21 protein-coding genes and 3 tRNA genes are annotated in these 20,268 nt (G+C 39.4%); 10 read left to right on the plus strand and 14 right to left on the minus strand.

The window, feature by feature from the left end:
* Nucleotides 1-11: 11 nt before the first annotated feature.
* Entirely contained in the window at nucleotides 12-203 is a 192-nt protein-coding gene (locus tag ASU03_RS20805) for a hypothetical protein (RefSeq protein WP_157465912.1), read from the minus strand.
* A gap of 241 nt (nucleotides 204-444) precedes the next feature.
* Entirely contained in the window at nucleotides 445-750 is a 306-nt protein-coding gene (locus ASU03_RS13990; protein ID WP_442855144.1) for an FAD assembly factor SdhE, read from the minus strand.
* 186 nt (nucleotides 751-936) lie between these two features.
* Here ASU03_RS13990 and ygfZ point away from each other — a divergent pair, with 186 nt between their 5' ends.
* Entirely contained in the window at nucleotides 937-1,914 is a 978-nt protein-coding gene (gene ygfZ, locus ASU03_RS13995; protein WP_057832412.1) for a tRNA-modifying protein YgfZ, read from the plus strand.
* A gap of 284 nt (nucleotides 1,915-2,198) precedes the next feature.
* Nucleotides 2,199-2,687 carry an FKBP-type peptidyl-prolyl cis-trans isomerase gene (locus ASU03_RS14000; protein ID WP_057832413.1) on the plus strand — a complete coding sequence of 163 codons (489 nt, stop codon included), beginning with the start codon at nucleotides 2,199-2,201 and terminating at the stop codon, nucleotides 2,685-2,687.
* A 113-nt stretch (nucleotides 2,688-2,800) separates the two neighbouring features.
* On the opposite strand, the gene recA is transcribed toward ASU03_RS14000, so the two are convergent.
* Together recA and ASU03_RS14010 are read right to left on the minus strand one after the other, a co-directional pair.
* The gene (recA, locus tag ASU03_RS14005) at nucleotides 2,801-3,856 is read right to left on the minus strand and encodes a recombinase RecA (protein WP_057832414.1); all 1,056 of its coding nucleotides are present in this window, start codon (nucleotides 3,854-3,856) and stop codon (nucleotides 2,801-2,803) included.
* A gap of 804 nt (nucleotides 3,857-4,660) precedes the next feature.
* Nucleotides 4,661-5,557 (minus strand): ArgP/LysG family DNA-binding transcriptional regulator, encoded by an 897-nt coding sequence (locus ASU03_RS14010; RefSeq protein WP_057832415.1) that lies wholly within the window; start codon nucleotides 5,555-5,557, stop codon nucleotides 4,661-4,663.
* A gap of 121 nt (nucleotides 5,558-5,678) precedes the next feature.
* Here ASU03_RS14010 and ASU03_RS14015 point away from each other — a divergent pair, with 121 nt between their 5' ends.
* Both ASU03_RS14015 and mutS read left to right on the plus strand, forming a co-directional pair.
* The gene (locus tag ASU03_RS14015; protein WP_057832416.1) at nucleotides 5,679-6,299 is read left to right on the plus strand and encodes a LysE/ArgO family amino acid transporter; all 621 of its coding nucleotides are present in this window, start codon (nucleotides 5,679-5,681) and stop codon (nucleotides 6,297-6,299) included.
* 289 nt (nucleotides 6,300-6,588) lie between these two features.
* Nucleotides 6,589-9,198, plus strand: coding sequence for a DNA mismatch repair protein MutS (mutS, locus tag ASU03_RS14020; protein WP_057832417.1), 2,610 nt, complete (start codon nucleotides 6,589-6,591; stop codon nucleotides 9,196-9,198).
* A gap of 207 nt (nucleotides 9,199-9,405) precedes the next feature.
* Here the strand turns inward: mutS and ASU03_RS14025 are convergent.
* From ASU03_RS14025 to ASU03_RS14055, 8 genes are all read right to left on the minus strand, one after another.
* A tRNA-Phe gene (locus ASU03_RS14025) sits at nucleotides 9,406-9,481 on the minus strand.
* Between the two features lie 207 nt (nucleotides 9,482-9,688).
* Complete coding sequence (locus tag ASU03_RS21825) at nucleotides 9,689-9,823, minus strand: hypothetical protein (protein ID WP_269433027.1); 135 nt, start codon at nucleotides 9,821-9,823, stop codon at nucleotides 9,689-9,691.
* A 66-nt stretch (nucleotides 9,824-9,889) separates the two neighbouring features.
* Complete coding sequence (locus ASU03_RS14030) at nucleotides 9,890-10,666, minus strand: erythromycin esterase family protein (RefSeq protein ID WP_057832418.1); 777 nt, start codon at nucleotides 10,664-10,666, stop codon at nucleotides 9,890-9,892.
* A 57-nt stretch (nucleotides 10,667-10,723) separates the two neighbouring features.
* On the minus strand, nucleotides 10,724-10,915 hold the full coding sequence (locus ASU03_RS14035) for a hypothetical protein (protein ID WP_057832419.1): 192 nt from the start codon (nucleotides 10,913-10,915) through the stop codon (nucleotides 10,724-10,726).
* A gap of 107 nt (nucleotides 10,916-11,022) precedes the next feature.
* Nucleotides 11,023-11,343, minus strand: a complete 321-nt coding sequence (locus tag ASU03_RS14040) for a DUF1289 domain-containing protein (protein ID WP_057832420.1) — start codon at nucleotides 11,341-11,343, stop codon at nucleotides 11,023-11,025.
* A 275-nt stretch (nucleotides 11,344-11,618) separates the two neighbouring features.
* Entirely contained in the window at nucleotides 11,619-13,148 is a 1,530-nt protein-coding gene (locus tag ASU03_RS14045; protein WP_057832421.1) for a SulP family inorganic anion transporter, read from the minus strand.
* A gap of 230 nt (nucleotides 13,149-13,378) precedes the next feature.
* Complete coding sequence (locus ASU03_RS14050) at nucleotides 13,379-14,047, minus strand: GntR family transcriptional regulator (protein WP_057832422.1); 669 nt, start codon at nucleotides 14,045-14,047, stop codon at nucleotides 13,379-13,381.
* 154 nt (nucleotides 14,048-14,201) lie between these two features.
* Entirely contained in the window at nucleotides 14,202-15,251 is a 1,050-nt protein-coding gene (locus ASU03_RS14055) for a S1C family serine protease (protein WP_057832423.1), read from the minus strand.
* Between the two features lie 141 nt (nucleotides 15,252-15,392).
* On the opposite strand from ASU03_RS14055, the gene ASU03_RS14060 reads away from it, so the two are divergent.
* Entirely contained in the window at nucleotides 15,393-15,764 is a 372-nt protein-coding gene (locus tag ASU03_RS14060) for a hypothetical protein (protein ID WP_057181958.1), read from the plus strand.
* 26 nt (nucleotides 15,765-15,790) lie between these two features.
* Here ASU03_RS14060 and trmB read toward each other — a convergent pair whose 3' ends face one another.
* Both trmB and ASU03_RS14070 read right to left on the minus strand, forming a co-directional pair.
* The gene (gene trmB, locus ASU03_RS14065; RefSeq protein ID WP_057832424.1) at nucleotides 15,791-16,525 is read right to left on the minus strand and encodes a tRNA (guanosine(46)-N7)-methyltransferase TrmB; all 735 of its coding nucleotides are present in this window, start codon (nucleotides 16,523-16,525) and stop codon (nucleotides 15,791-15,793) included.
* Between the two features lie 377 nt (nucleotides 16,526-16,902).
* The gene (locus ASU03_RS14070) at nucleotides 16,903-17,241 is read right to left on the minus strand and encodes a YggL family protein (protein WP_057832425.1); all 339 of its coding nucleotides are present in this window, start codon (nucleotides 17,239-17,241) and stop codon (nucleotides 16,903-16,905) included.
* 138 nt (nucleotides 17,242-17,379) lie between these two features.
* Here ASU03_RS14070 and mutY point away from each other — a divergent pair, with 138 nt between their 5' ends.
* The 5 genes from mutY to ASU03_RS14095 form a co-directional block, all read left to right on the plus strand.
* Entirely contained in the window at nucleotides 17,380-18,465 is a 1,086-nt protein-coding gene (gene mutY / locus ASU03_RS14075; protein ID WP_057832440.1) for an A/G-specific adenine glycosylase, read from the plus strand.
* A gap of 46 nt (nucleotides 18,466-18,511) precedes the next feature.
* On the plus strand, nucleotides 18,512-18,784 hold the full coding sequence (locus ASU03_RS14080) for an oxidative damage protection protein (protein WP_057832426.1): 273 nt from the start codon (nucleotides 18,512-18,514) through the stop codon (nucleotides 18,782-18,784).
* Nucleotides 18,785-18,998: 214 nt separating this feature from the next.
* Nucleotides 18,999-19,074: transfer RNA gene (locus tag ASU03_RS14085), tRNA-Phe, on the plus strand.
* A gap of 112 nt (nucleotides 19,075-19,186) precedes the next feature.
* Nucleotides 19,187-19,262 (plus strand) — tRNA-Thr (locus tag ASU03_RS14090).
* 845 nt (nucleotides 19,263-20,107) lie between these two features.
* Nucleotides 20,108-20,268: transposase (locus ASU03_RS14095; protein WP_157465914.1), on the plus strand; the 161-nt coding region annotated here is incomplete at its 3' end.

Consider the following 20,268-nt stretch of genomic DNA (forward strand, 5'->3'; position numbering starts at 1 on the left):
AATATGCGTCTTTATGTGACGTCACCGAGTTGTTTTATCACCCGAGCAAGACGAGAAAAGTCTTGCCTAGAAAAACTATCCCTATATATAAATAACTGTTTAGGGATATTATTGGCGGCATTACTGCGTGGCGTGAGTATCGACTCACTTGGTACCATAACTAACCAACAGCCGATAAAGCTTACTCTACTTGCGGCTAACAATTGATAACTTGTCGGACTGCCAGCTAGATAAAAACCGCCAGTTGCCGTTAAGATAAAAGAACGGGTTATGGCGCTAGTATTGTTAATAGATAAAAATAAACTAAGGGCTATTATACTAATTAAGGCTACGCCTAGGGCTAAAAGATAATAAAAACTAGTACTAACAAGGGTAGTTAAGCATATGAGTAAGACTACAAAGCTATATACTGCTAGCTTATAGCGAGAGTTTCGAACATTAATATTATACTTTGACGCGTTTGAGTATAATTTGCACAATAGCGTTAAGTTCTGTGTCTTCACAATCTTCATGCCCCATAAACCATGCAAATAATTCTGGGTCTTGGCAAGTGAGTAAACGCTCCAAGGTGAACTGCTCTTTTATAGATAAGTCATCATAGGCTTCATCAACAAAAGGAATAAACAATACGTCTAATTCTAACATTCCGCGACGACATGCCCACTTCAACCTAGCCTTATTAACTTTTAACACATTAGCCGAGTTTTCATTATGTGTCACTGTATTGCTTGAAACGTCATTACCAGACATAAGTATCCTTAATTGATTATCACACGGGCATTGTAGCAATAACTCACCAAGCACAGCTATTAAAAACAGCATTTTTCACTAATATAAATCCAAGCACTAGTTGTTTTTACCATTTTCGTCCCTATTCTATAGTTAACCTTTAATCGTCAAGCAAAGCTAGTTCCGCGCTTGTTCATAGAGTTCATTATGACAATAACAAACAACACACAATTACCTTCTCTAACTCAGTTGCCAAGTACCTTTCTTGTTGAGCTTAACAATTTTGGCGCCATCTCCTTATCGGGTGAAGAGCAAAGCAAATATTTACAAGGACAAGTCACTTGTGATGTTAATAACAGCACAGAGAAAAACCTACTTGTCGGTGCTCACTGTGACGCTAAGGGTAAAGTTTTTTCCGTTTTCAGATTGATTAACCGCTCTGCTGCTCTCTTATTATTACAACCTAAAGCCAGTATTGACAGCTCACTTAATGCGTTGAAAAAATTTGCTGTTTTCGCCAAGGTCACTATTGAAGAAGTTCAAAACTTAAGTTTTATCGCCTTAGTCGGTGAACAAGCCAGTGCTTTATTACAGCGTGAATTCGCTCAAGTACCTGATACTTTAAACCCCGTAGTACAAATTAACTCAACCAGCTTAGTTTATCTGTCGGGTGAACAGCCTCGCTATATCATCATGGATGAACCAGCCGCAATGGCATCACTTATTAAATCATTTGCACTACCTATGTTTTCACAAGGTGTATGGGATTTATTAGAAATAACCCAAGGATTTCCAATATTACCTGCCAGCGCTAGCGGCCATTACGTGCCTCAGATGCTTAACTTACAAGCCATTAATGGCATTAGTTTTACTAAAGGCTGTTACTTAGGGCAAGAAACTGTCGCTAGAATGCAGTATTTAGGTAAAAACAAACGCGCACTATTTTCTCTGCATACCCAAGTTGAGCACGACCTACAAGAGGATGACGTAATACAAAAGCAATTAGGGGAGAACTGGCGAAAAGCTGGCGATATTCTAGCCTATTATCAAGCCGATGATGGCAACTGTTACCTACAAGCGATTTTAACTAATGATACTGACCAGCCTACCATGCGTATCGCTGCACAAGTTGCAAGCGTAGTAACAAAGCAAGCATTACCATATACCCTCGATACTTCAAAATAAGAGTTTCAGAAATCCTGAGTGATTAAGGCGCATCTTTTTATTCAGGGTTACTCCCTTAAAAATAGATGCAACCATGAGCATGAACCTCTCAGGAATTCCCGCAGGGCTGGTTTAGATACGCATTATGCTACGTTCTTGATTTCGACAATGGAATAACCATTATCGTCAATCAACGCCTTGCCTAAAGACGTATCTAATTCCAGCTGAACCCTTCACTTTGAGGTAACAAGGGTATATACCCTTGCCCCTGTATAAGCATAATACTTGAATGATTAGGATAAAAAATGAAAATTGCAAAACATAATGTTGTTGTTATGCATTATGCCGTATCTGACGGCGAAGGTACTTTAATCGATAGTTCATATGACAATAAGCCTATGGCTATTATTCAAGGTACTGGCTATTTAATTGCTGGCTTAGATGAAGCCCTTATTGATCACCAAGCGGGTGATCAATTTGAAGTAGCGCTATCTTGTCAACAAGCTTACGGTGAACGTAATGAAAATTATGTGCAAAAGGTACCTAGAGAAGATCTAGCTGGTGTTGAAGATCTCACCCTAGGCGCACAATTGCGTGCTTCAACAGACGATGGTGAACAAACGGTTATTGTTATTGATGTACAAGATGATGAAATTACCGTTGATGGCAACCACCCGCTGGCAGGCTTAGACTTAAGCTTTGATGTTGAAATTATTGAAGTGCGTGCTGCAACTGCTGACGAACTTGAACATGGCCATGTTCACGGTGAAGGGGGTTGTGGTCACAACCACTAGTTCATTTATGCTGGTAAATTGTTTAACAATTTACCAGCATAAAAAAGGTAACCTTAGGTCTAAGGTTACCTTTTTTTATTTATATTTATCCATTACTTAGCCGATAAATATAATTATTCAGCGACAGCTGCTACTGCTTCTACTTTGTCTACTTTGTCTACTGCTTTATCTTCTTCTTCCACTTTGTTTAAAAACATATCACGTAACTTAGTATCAACATCCTTGGCCATATCAGGATGTTCTTCTAGGTATTTAGCGGCATTCGCTTTACCTTGGCCAATACGTTCGCCATTACAGCTATACCAAGCACCGGCTTTTTCAACAAAGCCATGTTTAACGCCCAACTCAATTAATTCCCCTAAACTATTGATGCCTTGACCGTAAATAATTTGAAATTCCGCTTGTTTAAATGGTGGTGCTATTTTATTTTTAACCACTTTTACGCGTGTTTCATTACCAATGATTTCATCACCATTTTTAACCGCGCCGATACGACGTATATCTAAACGAACAGATGCATAAAACTTTAACGCATTACCACCGGTTGTTGTTTCAGGAGAACCAAACATTACGCCGATTTTCATGCGAATTTGGTTAATGAAAATTAACATGGTGTTTGATGTTTTAAGATTACCGGTTAATTTACGCATCGCTTGACTCATCATTCGAGCCTGAAGTCCCATATGAGAATCACCCATATCACCTTCAATTTCAGCTTTAGGTGTTAAAGCCGCAACAGAATCAACGACAATCACATCAATAGCACCGGAGCGAGCTAGCATATCAACAATCTCTAAAGCTTGTTCACCGGTATCGGGCTGAGAAATAAGTAATTGATCAATATCTACCCCTAACTTTTTGGCATAGATAGGATCAAGTGCATGTTCAGCATCTATAAAAGCACAGGTTCGCCCCTCTCGTTGGGCTGAGGCAATAACCTCAAGAGTTAACGTAGTTTTACCACTTGACTCTGGACCATAAATTTCAACCACCCGACCTAACGGTAAACCACCCGCACCTAGTGCTATGTCCAAACCTAAAGAGCCGGTAGAGATAGTTTCTATGTCCATAGTGGTATTATCACCAAGCTTCATAATTGACCCTTTACCGAATTGTCTCTCAATTTGGCTTAAGGCAGCAGATAATGCTTTTTCTTTATCGTCTTTCATAGTTGCTCCGCGATTATATCGCTATTTCATCTTCATGGTTTCAATTTAATAACGCAAGTATACTGTATGACCGTACAGTATCAAGCATTTAAATGTTTATTTTTTTACTGGAAAAAAAATAAAACGTAGACACTTTTAAATCATTGATATAAATAAACATTTAAATGTAACATATCTTTTTATTTTTTTATTTAAAAAAGTTACTATTTAATTATCTATGGTTATTTATCTGCTATGTAAACGTTTTATTTTTCCTTGCCATATTATCAAGTTTAGCCATCATGACATAAAGTATGCTTGAACTCTGGATAAGCGGCACTGGCTCAACAAGCCCCTTTATCAGCAATCACCTTTACAGAGAAGGAAGCAGTCTGTTTCTCCCACAGACAAAGTCTTTTACCTATCAAACGATACTGTAAAGGTAATATCGAAAAAATTAACAGACACTAATATATACCCAAGCCACCTCAAAATGCAGGATTGAGCTGGAATGAGAAACGCCTTTAGGCAAGGCATTGATTGAAGAGCATAGTTATTTTCTATTATCGAAATCAATAACGATGGATAAAGCGTTTCTACCCCCCCTACGGGGACATCTGAGCAAATCATGTTCATCGTTTCATAGGTAATTAAGGACGCTGCATGGATGCAGCTTAATAGAGAATGCAGACGGTACAGGAAGTACCTTATTAGATAATGCAGGAGCAATTATCCTGAGCATATTCTCCTGAAACGAGCATATTGAAGTCGCTTGGGTATAAACAGTCGCATTATTTTAGGCAAGCACTATAAACCGCCAAAAAGTTAGTGTGCTAGTTTTTCACGGCCAATTTTAACAATTTGCTCGGATATTTTTTTATTAACACCTTTTACCAGTACCCAACTATGCCAATATAATGTTTCTACTAATTTTTTATCTGGGCATAAACTGATTAATTGACCAGAATTTAACTCTTGTTCTATTTGTAATTTGGGTAACAAGCAATAAGCAACATCTTGCTTTACTAGCGCAACAAACGCCTCTGAAGAGCACACGCTATGGCAATAATATTCACTAGCCGCTAAATTAAAGTGTTTCGCAATATAGCGAACATGCATATCATCTTTATGATCATAACTTATCGCTGGCGCCATTGTTAACGACCTTTGATTCACCCCATCCGGAAAGTATTTTTGCGCAAAACCTTTACTAGCCACCAAGCAATACTCCATCTTCCCTAGTTTAAAAGAGCGATAACCTTTTAACGGTTGTTCAATAACACTTACGGCGCCAATGGCTTGCCCGCTGCGTAATTTGTCTAAGGTCCGCTCTTCATGTTCAATAATTAAATTCAATTCCACTAAGTGATTCTTAAGTATTGGCGTAATGGCATCAATAAACCAAGTTGCAATACTGTCTGCATTAATAGCCAAAGAGACTTTCATCGGTTTTATCGGTTTGTCCGGATACAGTATTGGTACAAGTTCATGCTCAAGTTGCTTAACTTTCTTAAAGTGGCTTAGAATTTGTTCGCCGGCCAGCGTAGCGACAATGGGTTGGTTTCGAATAAGTACCGGTTGCCCTATATGTTCTTCTAGCGCTTTTATTCGTTGAGAAATTGCCGATTGGGAGATAAACAGTTTTTGTGCCGCTAATTCAAAGCTTTGCTGCTCAATAACCTCAGCTAATGCCGCAAGATGTTTATAATCAAAGTTTGCCATATCCCCTCGCCCCTATATAAGTTTTACTAATGATAGTTAATAATTATTAATTATATTAAAACTTTTACTTAGTGCACACTAGCACTTATCAAATTTTCTGACTATTTTTATCGAGGACATCATGAGCTTATTAATTTTAGCCAAAGGTTTTACCCTAACATTGAGTATGATAATGCCCATAGGCACACAAAACTCTATGTTGATTAACCAAGGTATTAATCAAAACCATCACAAAATGACCGCCGCTCTTTTTGTGCTTTATGATGCCTTACTCATCAGCATAGGTGTACTTGGCGGCAGTATTTTACTGTCACAGAACGCTACCTTATTTAATATGCTCACTTGGGGTGGCATCATATTTCTCAGTGTTTATGGTTTACTGTCAATGAAGTCGGCATTTGCGCAAAGTAAAAGTACGCCTGATACTGTATTAAAAAAGAAGTCCGCAAAAATTGTTTTCTTAACAACCTTAGCGGTTACTTTTTTAAACCCACATGCCTACATTGATACCGTTATGGTGATTGGCAGTGTTGGTGGCCAATATTCAGATGATGCCAAAGTATATTTCCTTATTGGCTGCGTATTGGGCTCATTAACTTGGTTCAGTTGCTTAGCACTTGGCGCGGCAAAACTTTCCAAGCAATTAAGCAGACCCAAAGTAAAAATGACCATAGATATAATTATTGCCTTAGTTATGTGGCTGGTTGCTTGGTCTTTGTTTAATACCTGGATGGCTAGATAAGTAATTTTACCGCCAATAAATAGCAAAAAATTAAGCCATGCTAATCGCGCTTATGGCATAATCTAGCGATAATACCACTTGCATTAAGTTAGTGATCTTGTTGTGCTTAGGGAAAATATTGCAGGACAAGGCGCTCGATCGACCAATAGCTGGCTATTGGGATTGAGAGCAACATAGTCTTGGGCTATTTAACCAGCACCAGTGGGCAAGAACTTAGTGGAATTGGTATAAATATCCCTAGTATTAAGCTAATCATTAGCTAGTAATAACATAAGAGTTTTAGCATTTCATGACCACTGCCATAAAAGATCTTTCATCCCACACCCCTATGATGCGCCAGTACTTAACCATTAAGGCTGAGTTTCCAAATATTTTGATCTTTTATCGCATGGGCGACTTCTATGAGTTGTTTTTTGATGATGCAAAAAAAGCCTCTGAATTATTGGATATATCCCTTACTGCTCGAGGTAAAACTGGCGGTAACGCTATTCCAATGGCCGGTGTACCTTATCATGCGGTTGAAAATTATTTAGCCAAGCTGGTCAAGTTAGGCGAGTCAGTCGCTATTTGTGAACAAATAGGCGATCCGGCGACCAGCAAAGGTCCGGTTGAGCGTAAAGTGGTACGGGTTATAACCCCTGGAACACTCAGTGATGAAGCACTGCTAACGGATAGGCAAGATAATCTGATTGTCGCCATCGTCGACAATCAATCCCCGCAAGCAAAGCTAAAAAACAACGCAGCACCCGCTTTTGGTCTGGCTTATTTAGATATGGCCAGTGGCCGCTTTGTCTTGACTGAGCCACAAACCAGTGAACAACTACTAGCTGAACTGCAAAGGTTATCTCCTGCAGAATTACTCTACAGCGAATCGCTACAAGATTTTAGTTTAATCGAGCAAAGAAAAGGTTTACGTCGTCGCCCCGAATGGGAGTTTGATCTCGATACCGCCATCAGTTTGTTAAATAAACAGTTCGATACTAAAGAATTAACCGGCTTTGGTGTTGATGATAAGCCATTAGGCCTTGCCGCAGCGGGTTGTTTATTTCAATATGTTCAAGATACTCAACGCACTGCCCTACCCCATATTCGTGCCATTATCTGTGAATCGGCAAATAATGGTGTCGTGCTTGATGCCGCTACCAGACGAAATTTAGAGCTAACGCAAAACTTGCAAGGTGGACTTGATAACACCCTTGCCGCCATTTTAGATAAATCCTGCACGCCAATGGGTTCGCGTTTACTGAAACGTTGGTTACACTTCCCATTACGCGACTTAACCGTGCTTAATAATCGCCAAGATACGGTAAGTGATATCATAGCATTAGATCTAATCACACCAATTCAGCCAATATTAAAAGGCTTGGGCGACATTGAACGTATTGTCTCGAGAATAGCCTTACGCTCGGCACGACCACGAGATTTTGCCCGTTTACGACATGCGCTACAACAATTGCCTGAGCTGCAAAGAGAGTTAACCTTAGCTAAACCAAGTTACTTACACACCCTAGCACAGCAAAGCCAACCAATGCCGCAGTTACAAGCTTTGCTTGAACATGCCATTATCGAAAACCCACCCGTACTTATCCGTGATGGCGGTGTTATCGCGCCTGGATATAATACAGATCTCGATGTATTGCGAGATTTAAGTGATGGCGCCACCGAGTTTTTAAAGCAGCTTGAACAACGCGAAAAAGAGCGTACCGGCATTCACTCACTAAAAGTTGGCTATAACAAGGTCCATGGCTTTTTTATTGAAATGAGCCGCACCGCTGCAGCTAATGTACCTGATGATTATATCCGTCGTCAGACATTAAAAAATAATGAACGTTTTATTACCGAAGAATTAAAAGAGCATGAACATAAGGTGCTGAGCGCACGAAGTAAATTCTTAGCCTTAGAAAAATCACTCTATCAAGAATTATTCGATAAAGTCATGCCAGATTTAGCGGAATTACAACAATTAAGCCAAGCCATTGCCGAGCTTGATGTGTTAACCACCTTCGCAGAGCGCGCATTAGCGCTAAACTATGTCAAGCCCAGCTTGGTGGCCGAGGCAGGTATTAGTATTGATGCCGGTCGCCATGTTGTCGTTGAGCAAATGACCCCTAATGCCTTTATCGCTAACCCGATTTTGTTAACTGAGCAACGGAAAATGCTGATCATCACCGGACCAAACATGGGTGGTAAATCAACTTATATGCGGCAAACAGCACTAATTGTTTTACTTGCCCATATCGGTTGTTATGTCCCCGCGGACAGTGCCACCATTGGCATAGTAGATAGAATATTTACTCGCATTGGCGCCTCAGATGATTTAGCCAGTGGCCGTTCAACCTTTATGGTTGAAATGACTGAAACCGCCAATATATTGCATAACGCTACCGATAGAAGTTTAGTATTACTTGATGAGATAGGTCGTGGCACCAGCACCTACGATGGCTTATCACTAGCATGGGCGTGTGCAGAAATGCTGGCACTTAAAACCAAAGCTTTTACCCTGTTTGCCACCCATTATTTCGAATTAACTCTGTTAGCAGAGCAAATTGATACCCTTGCTAATGTCCACCTAGATGCTATGGAACATGACGATAGCATTATATTCATGCATGCAGTACAAGAAGGGGCAGCAAGTAAAAGTTTTGGCTTACAAGTAGCACAACTAGCGGGTGTGCCAAAAACGGTAATTAAGCGGGCAAAACAACGGTTAGCCGAATTAGAGCAACAGCAAACATCGAACCAGTTAACCGCTTCGCCCATTCAAAGTGATGCTTTTGAACAACTCAGTTTAGCGCCAGATGAGCACCCAGTGCTAACCACTCTTAGCGATACCGATGTGAATGATTTAAGCCCGAGACAAGCGTTAGATTTACTCTTCTCTTTAAAGGCACAGCTTTAAAAAAAGCAACTCTAGGTATTAACTAAAGCAGCAGTTGAGTTACACATACTGCTGCTTTTTTTTGACTGAGGTTTAGTGACTGAGTGTTAAAGAGGCGTGGGCTCCGTGCCAGACTTTATATAGAATTTATAAAGTTTAAGCTTTAGCAACGAAAAAAGCCTCAGCATTACTATTTATAATTAGTAGTGCTGAGGCTTTATCTTTATATGGTGCCCCGACCCGGATTTGAACCAGGGACACGAGGATTTTCAATCCTCTGCTCTACCAACTGAGCTATCGGGGCTTCTTATCTGAGAGCAACTCTCTAAAGAGCGTGTATAATATAGTTAAAAATTATCAGTGGCAACCGTTTTATAACAATAATTAGCTGAAAGTTTAATTTAATATGCTATTAATACATTACCGCTAAATAAGTGTACAATTATCACCCTAAAGCAACTAAGACCCAACTAATACTAACTAGACACAGAAATTAGCTAAGCTACAGAGTTTATTGCTGGTAGGTTGCCGGCGTTATTTCTTTGAGGATAAACATACCATCCCAATAAGTGGACCATTCACTTGCAGCAAGTATCTGTTGATAGTCATTAGTAAAAGCTTCGATAGTACTTCCTTGCAGTGGCAAGCCTTTATTTTCAATATAATTAATCGCTGAGGATGTCTCTTGCTTAAAAAGTTGTTCTACTGAGTTTTACTTTAACGTAGTGAGCTCTTTATTTTTCAAATCAATATAACTTAAATATTGCCCTTGCTCACCGCTAAAATGTACCATGTAATAGGCATCACCAAAGGCTTCACTAACCACTTTTCCGGCATTTACTTGCTTATTTCCCTCTTTAGTTAAATGCCAAGAATGCGCCCAAACTATGATTTTCTTATCTGGGTATTGCTCTGCCCACCATTTAATATTTTCACCCATTTGCTCACTACGGTTATCAGCAAGTTGCCATTGTCTTTTAGCTTGAGCGACCAGCTCTTTGGTTATACGGTACCAAAAACCATTACCGTGCAAGTGAAAATTACTTGCTAGGGTATCGAGTTGACTAAAAAACAACGTTTCTTGTACTAAGGACAAGCGGACATTGGAGCCTTGCAGTACTTGTTGGATGTGCTGGCAAAACACTTGCCAATTAGGACTATGGACCCAAGTGTTATCAATATCTTCTTGTGCTTTCGTTAAATCTGTAACAAGGCCCGCCAAAGATAGCCCACCGGTATGCTGGCTGTCAAAGCCGACCATAAGCAATGGATTGTCGGTATTTAGCTGTTCGTTAACATAATCAAATAAAGGCGTAACTTCCTTACTGTTAGCATACATATAAAAAATATTACCTGGCGCTAATTTTTTTATTGATTTGCCAGCATTAGCTTGTTGCATGATTTCACGCACATCATACATGCCACTTTCTAAAATAAACAAATCAAAACCATGATGTTGATGTAAATATTTTATCAAATCTATTTTCAAGGTAAAGACACTACCCGCGCCATGAGTTTGTTCACCTAAAGCTAAAATCCTGACATTTTAAATTTTTTTTGCAAATGCGGCTAAATCTTGCTTTTCAAGCTGCCCAGAGCTATCGACATTAATGGCGAGGTGATTTGCTACGAGTTGCTGGCTAAGGTTTTTGTCTGTCATAAGAGCTAAGCTACTTTGCTTATGGCTGCACGCCGTTAACAATAAGAAAAAAATTGATAAAACAAAATTTGAACGCATGGATTCATCCTTGAATAAAGTAGTATTAAATTAAAAAAATCGAACTAATATTAACACGTTGAATTACTCAAAGTTATTCCAAAAAAACGGAAGTATAACTAACAATATTACAGCTCAAACTCACTAAAGTCTAAGTCAGTATTTTGTGCGGGCTTTATTTCGCGGGGAGGGTCAAGCAAGGAGGGTTGTAAATCAGCGGCAACGATAGGCTCAATAACTGGTTCAGCTTGTTTGACCTTTTGCTGATTTAATTTACGTTTTTTACGTTGTAGGCAACGTTTGATTACTTTTTGTTTCTCATCGTTAGTAAAGTTGCCCCATTCTTGTCGTTCATTACGCGAGCGCATACAACCTCGACAGTGGCCTTTTTCATCAGACTCACAAATACTGACACAGGGGCTAGGAACTTCAAAGAACTCTAATTGCACTTAACCCTCACAATACTAATGTTATTAAATTATTGCTTACTTGTGCTGGTTAAAATACGCCAAGGCCGCGTTACTCTCAATCTCAATAGCCAGCTATTATTCAATCGGGCGCCTTGCCCTGATTTATTTTCTCTATGCACAAAAAAATCACAAACTTAACAAAATGGTATAACTAAAAAACAAATAAAAAAAATGCGCGGTAAGTTAAGTATAACTTATCAGCGCATTTTTTATAACAGCTAGTGGCTATTACCCCTAAGGAGGCAATTTAACGACTAAGCCAACTTATCACTAACGATATGATAATCAGGGTCTTCAATTACGTTAAGCTCAACTAACTTACCGGCTTTATCTAGCAATTGCTTACACTCTTGGTTTAAGTGTTTTAAATGCATGGTTTTGTTACGCGACAAATAACGCTCAGCTAGCGTATCAATGGCTTCGATTGCTGAGTGGTCAACAACCCGGGCATTTTTAAAGTCAACAATAACATCGTCACTGTCTTTCTCTGGACTAAATTGCTCAAGGAAGTTAGCAATTGAACCAAAAAATATCGGTCCATTAACTTCATATACCGTTGAGCCGTTTTCATCGACACTACGAGTAACCGCTATATGTTTGGCATGTTCCCAAGCAAAAACGAGTGCTGAGACAATAACACCTACTATAACGGCTATCGCTAGATCTGAATAAACCGTGACCGCTGAAACCAAGATGAGCACAAAAGCATCGGCTTTAGGCACCTTACCTAAAATACGTAAACTTGACCATTCAAAGGTACCGATAACCACAATGAACATTACTCCAACAAGTGCTGCTAATGGTATTTGCTCAATTAAACCAGAGGCAAATAAGATAAAACCTAATAACGCTAACGCAGCGGTAATGCCTGATGCTCGACCACGACCACCAGAATTTACGTTGATCATCGACTGGCCTATCATGGCACAGCCCCCCATACCACCGAAAAATCCGGTTACCGTATTCGCGGCGCCCTGAGCAATACATTCTTTATTACTACGGCCACGGGTGCCCGTTAATTCATCAATTAAGGTCAGTGTTAATAAAGATTCAATTAAACCAATTGCCGCAAGAACTAAGGCATAAGGGAAGATAATTTTTAACGTTTCAAGTGAAAAAGGTACTTGTGGAATTGAGAAAGTTGGCAAACCGCCCGCAATAGAGGCAACATCACCAACCAGTTTGGTTTCAAGGCCAAGTCCCAAGACTAAGAAAGAAACTCCGACAATAGCCACCAAGGTAGAAGGTACGGCTTTAGTTAATTTAGGAAGGAAATGAATAATAGCCATGGTAAGAATAATTAAACCTGCCATGGTATACAGCGGCGCGCCCTGCATCCACTCAAGTTCACCCGCAGCATTGGTTATTTTAAATTGTCCAAGTTGTGCTAAGAAGATAACAATGGCTAAACCGTTAACAAAACCTAACATTACTGGATGCGGCACCAGACGGATAAACTTACCCATCTTAAATACCCCGGCCAATATTTGTAAAATACCGGTGAGCACAACAGTGGCAAATAAGTATTCAACACCATAAATGGCAACTAAACTCACCATAACCACAGCCATAGCACCCGTTGCACCAGAGATCATTCCTGGGCGACCACCAAACACAGCGGTAATTAAACCGACTATAAAGGCGGCATATAAACCAACTAATGGGCCAACACCGGCAACAAAGGCAAAAGCTATCGCTTCAGGCACTAGTGCTAGAGCAACGGTTAGGCCCGACAATACATCATTTTTCAGGTTAGACACTTTACTGGCGTGTAATTCAAACATTTTTATCTCATTGGGTTTAACGCAAGACCTAACACCGAGGTGAAAAATATTGCGGATTCGAATTGGCGAGCCGATTTCCTTTACACTTAATCAACACTAAGCATAGACAAAAACAAGCAAGTTTTCTGTGATTTTAAGGGGCGGGAATACTATAAATATAGAGGGAAAAAGTCAATATTTGCTTATTTTTACCACAAAAACAAGCAAAAAAACTGCGTCTCTGAGCTAAATTAGCTACCTGTTGCTTCGCGTTGCTCTAAAAAGGCCACAATTTCATCTTTAGAACTTAAAATATGGTGTTTTAATACGGCAACAGCTTTATCTATATCACCTGTTTTACAATAGGAGAGTAACTGCTTGTGCTCAGGTCCCGCTTTTGAAATACCACCAGCCCACAATAAATGCATACGAATGTACCTATCTGCATTTTTATTTAAAATATTGACTAAATCTTGTGTTTGTGGACGCTTAGCTGCTGAATATAAACAGTTGTGATAACGTGAATTAAGCTCACTCCAGGTATTAGCAGCATTTTCTTTACCCAGTGCTTTATCTAATTCAGCTAAGATTTCACCCGCTTCCGTTAATTTTTCACGGGTTAATAACGGTAATGATGCAGCCAACAAATGCCCTTCAAGCATAGATCGCAATTCAAAAAGTTCATCCGCATGTTTAGCATTAAGCTCTGTTACTGTTGCACCTTTATGCGGTTCAAAGATAACTAGGCCTTCACCTTCAAGTTGCAGTAGCGCCTCCCTGACAGGAATACGACTGACATTTAAATCGGTCGCCAACGCCGCTTGACGAAGTGACTCACCCGCCTTTAATTCACCGCTAAGAATTTTCTCTCGAAGAGTTTCAACCACTAGCTGCGTTCTTGTTTTATAGACTATATTCATAAAATGCTTCCGAACAATATTAGCGACCATTATAAAGAGTCATTAATAGAACACCATTAAAAAATGTACTTTAGCGTTTAAATTAGCTAAAAAACGGCAGGGAGCTTATCTGACGTTTACTTTTTAGTCTTTTTTAAAGCAAAGACGCTAGCTATTATTCAACGATCCAGTAGGTTTCTTTTAATTGGCCATTACGTAAATATTTAAAAGTCACTCTATCGCCTTTTTCAAAGTTAGCAAGGTGCTTCTTAATTTTCACCACTGAGGCCAAATCAGTTATAGCACGACCGGCCACTTCCAGTACTATATCACCACCAAGTAAAATATGGTTACGACCCATAACTACACTCATGCTACCGCCTTTAAAACCGAGTTTATCTGCTAAAGTACCAGGAATAACATGTTGAATTAACATACCATGCCCAGCGGCGTTATTAAGAACGTAAGACTGTTTTTTATTAAGTAACAGTGGAATAAAACCAGAGAATGTACCTGGATCGCTATCAATTATATGACGTATGGTATCAACAGAGATAACAAAGCCGAGGCCATTACTGCCACCACTTTTTGACAAGATATGGCTAACAATGCCAATTATTTCACCATTGAGGTTAAACATTGGCCCACCTGAGTTACCTTGGTTAATTGAGGCATCGGTTTGCAATAAGCGCGGTACTAAGGTGCTACCCGGTATGGCACTACCATCACGAATACCACTTAAATAACCGACAGATAAACTATGACTAACACCAAAAGGCGCACCAATAACAATAACTTGCTCACCAATTTGATAATCGTTAGCTTTAGCTAATTTCAATGGCTTTGCTGTACTAGGTACCTTACCGGCTTGAATCATGGCTAAATCAATTAATGGCTCTACCCAAACAACATGGCCAGTAGTTTTGGTACCGTCAGCAAATATCACTTCAATTGAAGTGGCTTTATCAACAACATGCGCAGCAGTTAAAATTCGACCTTCGCGACTAACTAAAGCACCTGAGCCCAAAGAATTAGCAGTTTGTGCTTTATAAGCCACCTGACCAATTTTGGGGTCAGCTAATGACTGCACATGTAACTCAACTACTGAAGGGTTGACCTTCTTATATAATTTTTGAATTGAATTTTCTTTTACTTGATAGGCTTGGCTTGGTGTTACACAACCACTTAAGAATAAAACACAAATAAATATAAAAGCTCTGCTCATTGAAAAAAAACCCGTCTGTTATTAAATTAATAACAGTGTAACCAAGTGTAATCTCTTTATCATTCATTTTATCTAGTTGGCTAGGTAAATAACTAAGCAGAGATGCTATGATAGCCATCATTATTTAAACAGGAAAAACACATGGAAATTATCGCCATACTGGCGTTACTGTCTTTGGTTTGGTTAATGTGGCAATTAGTTAAAGCCAAAAGGTTTACTCGCTTTAAGCAACATATTGATAGCGAGTTAAAAGCTAAAGTTATTGCTAATATTATTGCAGAGTTAGCAATAACACGCACTGAGCAGCAACCTAACAATGATTGCCATCAAGCAGCAACATTACTTTATTGGACTCAATATAAAAGCCGCATATTGCATGCTGCTTTAGCACGTGAAATCATTGACCAACAATGGTTAATCGACAGCGGAAATTTACGTAACGCCCAACACTTATTTTTCATTGAGCGCCAATATTTACCCTCTCCTAGTCAAAACGAAGACCAAGCAAGCTAAATGGACAAAGGTTTAACTGATAAAATTTAAGCCTTTTTAGCAAATTGTAAATCCCAAACACCATGCCCTAGTCGTTGACCACGGTTTTCAAATTTAGTTAACGGGCGAGATTCAGGACGTGGTACATAATCATTTGAGGCAGACACATTGTTATAACCTTGAGCACTTTGCATATCTGCTAACATACATTCTGCATAATTTTCCCAATCGGTCGCCATATGAAAGACACCACCGACTTTTAATTTTTGTCGGATAGTTTCAACAAACTCAGCAGAAACAATGCGGCGTTTATGGTGCTTTTTCTTATGCCATGGATCAGGAAAAAACAATTGCACCGTTGTTAAAGTTCCGTCAGCAATACAGTCCGCTAAAATATCAATAGCATCATGGTCAAAAATTTTTAAATTACTAACCCCAGCGGCAATGGCCGATGAAATACAAGCGCCGACACCTGGCTTATGTACTTCAATGCCAATAAAGTTTGTATCTGGTGCTGCTTGAGCCATTTCAACTAAAGACTTCCCCATACCAAAACCAATCTCTAAAACCACAGGGTTAGCATTAGCAAATACTACTTGGCTATCAATAAGACCATCACTATGGTTGAGACCCATATCTTGCCAATGATCGTCAATCGAACGTTGTTGATTTTTTGTTAAGCGACCTTCGCGTTTAACAAAACTACGAACTTTACGAATGTACTTACCTTCTTGCTCGGCTTGCTCTATGGTTTTATGTGTTTTTTCTTTTTTTTCAGTCATAAGTTTTCTTTATCAAAAAAGACTCTGTTGGTCATAAGTGTTGCTAAGCGAGCAACAAGACGCTATGAAGCCATCCATGGCCGCTCTACACCAACATCAGGACAATATGCTCCATGCATTGTCTAATAAGCTACATCCTGTAGCGTCATGTTGGTGAAGCTTGTTTTTTCACATCAGCAAAACTTAGTTTTTATCAATCACTTAGGCTACTAATAACATTTAACGGGATGTAGCTATATAAAGTTAGTTCGTTATTCTAAATAAATGGCTTTTAGACAAAGCCGTCAAGATATTCAGTGCCTGCGCTTATGGGACATAAGTAATGGTAATGAATAACGCCGACAATGCTGTATAAAAATCATTTATAACGAATAAGACTATTCAGCCCACCAAACATCGTACAGCTCGCTTACTGCTACTGATGTAGCGCCGTTATCAGTTAGCCATTTTTCAACCGCAGTACGGTTTTCATCAGTACAAGAGCCTAGTGCTTGTGTACAAATCAGGCCATGCCATAAAGTATCACCTTCACCGCCAAAACCTAAACCATTTGGTTGGATAGCCTCGGCAAAAAACTTATCGATAAAGGCATCAAGTTCATCACCGTTTATGCCATCTTTTAATTGCCAAGCAACATCAAAGCCTAATTCTTGAAACTCATCAACACGCATTTTTTTACGGATACGTCGACTACGATTTTTTGCGGTAACTTTCATAATAAAGCCTTATTTTGCCTAGCGCTATGCCAATTTTTTAACAGAGCGAATTTTAAAGGCGATATTATATACCCAAGTCCACCAAGATGCGAATTTGCCTATTTGAGCTCAGCACATTATTTAGTTACACTGCGCGCTATGAATAATCCTATAGCAATATCAGCCAAATCAGCTGAAAAATTTGGCCAGCAAGTCGTCAGTTGGTATCACCAACAAGGTCGAAAGCACTTCCCTTGGCAACAAGATAAAACCCCATATCGTGTGTGGATTTCTGAGGTAATGTTACAACAAACACAAGTTACGACAGTTATCCCATACTACCAACGTTTTATGGCAAGTTTTCCGACCATTACTGACTTGGCAAATGCCGATGAAGATGTGGTTTTACATCATTGGACCGGCTTAGGTTATTACGCTAGAGCTCGTAACTTACATAAAGCCGCCAAAATTATGGTCAATGATTTTTCCGGACATTTTCCGATAGAAATTGAGCAAGTTATTGCATTGCCAGGCATTGGTCGTTCAACCGCTGGCGCCATTTTAAGCTTATCCCTAAAGCAACATCATCCTATTTTAGACGGTAATGTTAAACGAGTACTTGCCCGTAGCTATTTAGTTGAGGGCTATAACGGTTTAAGTAAATTTGATAAAGCCTTGTGGTTATTAAGTGAACAATTAACCCCTAGCATCGAAACCGACAGCTTCAACCAAGCAATGATGGATCTCGGTGCAACGGTATGTACACGCAGCAAACCCAGTTGTGAGCTTTGCCCTGTTGAGCAAAGCTGTTTGGCCAAGGCTGGTGAGCAGCAAATGAACTTCCCTCAGAAAAAACCGAAGAAAAAAATTCCTGAGAAAAGAACCATTATGGTCATTCCTAGAATACAAAATGAACACTGCGATAAAGTACTAATGGAAAAGCGCCCACCTGTGGGGATTTGGGGCGGTTTATGGTGTTTTCATGAGGTTGATGAGCTAAGTGAAATTGATGATTTAATGGCGAGTTTGTCACTTAAAGCGCTTTCATCACAAACCCTAACAGAGTTTAGGCATACTTTTAGTCACTTTCATTTAGATATTACCCCTGTGGTCGTGGACTGCCAGCAACTTGATGCAGTAGAAATAAACGAACCTAATCAGCAAAAGTGGTATGATTTACACCAAGAATTAAGTGTCGGCTTAGCGGCTGCTACACAAAAACTACTTACTTTACTTAGCAATTAACTACCGCTAATTTAACTACTACCTAATATAGAGAAGAGAAGCCATTATGAGTCGCACAGTATTTTGTCAAAGCCTTAAAAAAGAAGCTGAAGGTCTAGGCTTTCAACTTTACCCTGGTGAAATAGGTAAACGCATTTTTGATAATATTTCTCAAGAAGCTTGGAAAATCTGGCAAAAGAAACAAACCATGATTATTAATGAGAAAAAAATGAATATGATGAATGCTGATGACCGTGCTTTTTTAGAAACTGCCATGGTTGCTTACCTCTTTGAAGGCAAAGAACCTGAAATTGAAGGTTATGTGCCACCGAGTAAATAATCACCTTTAATAATTCCCATTACACTGGCTTGCTTATTTTATAGCTCGTTATCGTTGATAAAAAGTGCTACCAAAACATATTTGCTGTAAAAAACAGCAAACAAACACTTTTTTATAAAAAACTTAGTAAAAACAGTTGACGGGGTAAAGGAAAAACAGTTTAATACGCCCCGTCTTAACGAGGCAGCGATTGCAGCCAAGTTAAACATGTTAAGCCCCGATAGCTCAGTTGGTAGAGCAGAGGATTGAAAATCCTCGTGTCCCTGGTTCAAATCCGGGTCGGGGCACCATTTTACAGAAGTACTACTCATCTATTATTTAATTAATAATATAAGTATTATTTCGGTGCCAGAGTATTTAAATTTATTAAATTAGCATTAAATACTGCACACAGTTTTGTGTGCCGACTTAGCTCAGTTGGTAGAGCAACTGACTTGTAATCAGTAGGTCGCCAGTTCGATTCCGGCAGTCGGCACCATTTATTCCGCAAGGAAGAAACGAAACCTTAACAGCAATGTTAAGGTTTTTTTTCGTCTGGAGTTTATCTAGTTGTACTACTGATTGAATCAGTAACTCATATAACCCCAGCAGTTCGACTTTGCCAGTCGGCACCATTTATTCTCTTTGAGAATGTAATAAGCCTCAGCATTTATGTTGAGGCTTTTTTATTGCCCGTAATTTACTTAACTTGAAGTGACAACTAGCCACTGATTGAATCAGTAACTCAAAAAGTGCAGCAGTTCAATTCTGGCAGTCGGCACCATTTATTCTCTTTGAGAATGTAATAAGCCTCAGCATTTATGTTGAGGCTTTTTTATTGGCTGAAATTCACTCTACTTGAAGTAAGCAACTACCCCACTGATTGAATCAGTAACTCAAAAAGTGCAGCAGTTCAATTCTGGCAGTCGGCACCATTTATTCTCTTTGAGAATGTAATAAGCCTCAGCATTTATGTCGAGGCTTTTTTATTGCCCGTAATTTACTTAACTTGAAGTGACAACTAGCCCACGATTGAATTAGTAACTCAAAAAGTGCAGCAGTTCAATTCTGGCAGTCGGCACCATTCCTTCGTAGGAAGCAAGCAGCCCTAACTTCGGTTAGGGCTTTTTTGTCTCTATCGATTGGTCGAATTATCTACTGGATTTCACTAGCACCAATAAACGCCCCTCCCCCACCTATACGTGATTTAACCCTGTTATACCAAGACTTTACTTATATATGAGCTAGGCACAAAACAGACCCCCTTTAGAATGAAGTGGCATAGTTAATTTGGCCACCTAATTAGAGGTGTTATTATGCATCTCATACTACTTAGGTGACAAAATGACCAAACAAACAAGACCGACATTTTCAGCAAAATTTAAACTTGAAGCAGCGCAATTAGTTGTTGATGGTGATCACACCGTAAAAGAAGCGGCTGAATCCCTGAATGTAAGTAAATCTGCGATGGACAAGTGGGTTAGGCAATTAAAGGGTGAACGTTC

The organism is Colwellia sp. TT2012 (genome assembly GCF_001440345.1).
In the GTDB taxonomy this organism is placed as follows: domain Bacteria; phylum Pseudomonadota; class Gammaproteobacteria; order Enterobacterales; family Alteromonadaceae; genus Colwellia.

Coding starts and splice junctions, on each gene's coding strand:
- ASU03_RS14055 (WP_057832423.1), bottom strand. CDS start 15,251: ATGAGCAGAGCTTTTATATTTATTTGTGTTTTATTCTTAAGTGGTTGT.
- ASU03_RS14035 (WP_057832419.1), bottom strand. CDS start 10,915: ATGCGTTCAAATTTTGTTTTATCAATTTTTTTCTTATTGTTAACGGCG.
- ASU03_RS14045 (WP_057832421.1), bottom strand. CDS start 13,148: ATGTTTGAATTACACGCCAGTAAAGTGTCTAACCTGAAAAATGATGTA.
- ASU03_RS14080 (WP_057832426.1), top strand. CDS start 18,512: ATGAGTCGCACAGTATTTTGTCAAAGCCTTAAAAAAGAAGCTGAAGGT.
- ASU03_RS14010 (WP_057832415.1), bottom strand. CDS start 5,557: ATGGCAAACTTTGATTATAAACATCTTGCGGCATTAGCTGAGGTTATT.
- mutS (WP_057832417.1), top strand. CDS start 6,589: ATGACCACTGCCATAAAAGATCTTTCATCCCACACCCCTATGATGCGC.
- ASU03_RS14000 (WP_057832413.1), top strand. CDS start 2,199: ATGAAAATTGCAAAACATAATGTTGTTGTTATGCATTATGCCGTATCT.
- ASU03_RS14015 (WP_057832416.1), top strand. CDS start 5,679: ATGAGCTTATTAATTTTAGCCAAAGGTTTTACCCTAACATTGAGTATG.
- ASU03_RS13990 (WP_442855144.1), bottom strand. CDS start 750: ATGTCTGGTAATGACGTTTCAAGCAATACAGTGACACATAATGAAAAC.
- ygfZ (WP_057832412.1), top strand. CDS start 937: ATGACAATAACAAACAACACACAATTACCTTCTCTAACTCAGTTGCCA.
- ASU03_RS14050 (WP_057832422.1), bottom strand. CDS start 14,047: ATGAATATAGTCTATAAAACAAGAACGCAGCTAGTGGTTGAAACTCTT.
- ASU03_RS14060 (WP_057181958.1), top strand. CDS start 15,393: ATGGAAATTATCGCCATACTGGCGTTACTGTCTTTGGTTTGGTTAATG.
- recA (WP_057832414.1), bottom strand. CDS start 3,856: ATGAAAGACGATAAAGAAAAAGCATTATCTGCTGCCTTAAGCCAAATT.
- trmB (WP_057832424.1), bottom strand. CDS start 16,525: ATGACTGAAAAAAAAGAAAAAACACATAAAACCATAGAGCAAGCCGAG.
- mutY (WP_057832440.1), top strand. CDS start 17,380: ATGAATAATCCTATAGCAATATCAGCCAAATCAGCTGAAAAATTTGGC.
- ASU03_RS14070 (WP_057832425.1), bottom strand. CDS start 17,241: ATGAAAGTTACCGCAAAAAATCGTAGTCGACGTATCCGTAAAAAAATG.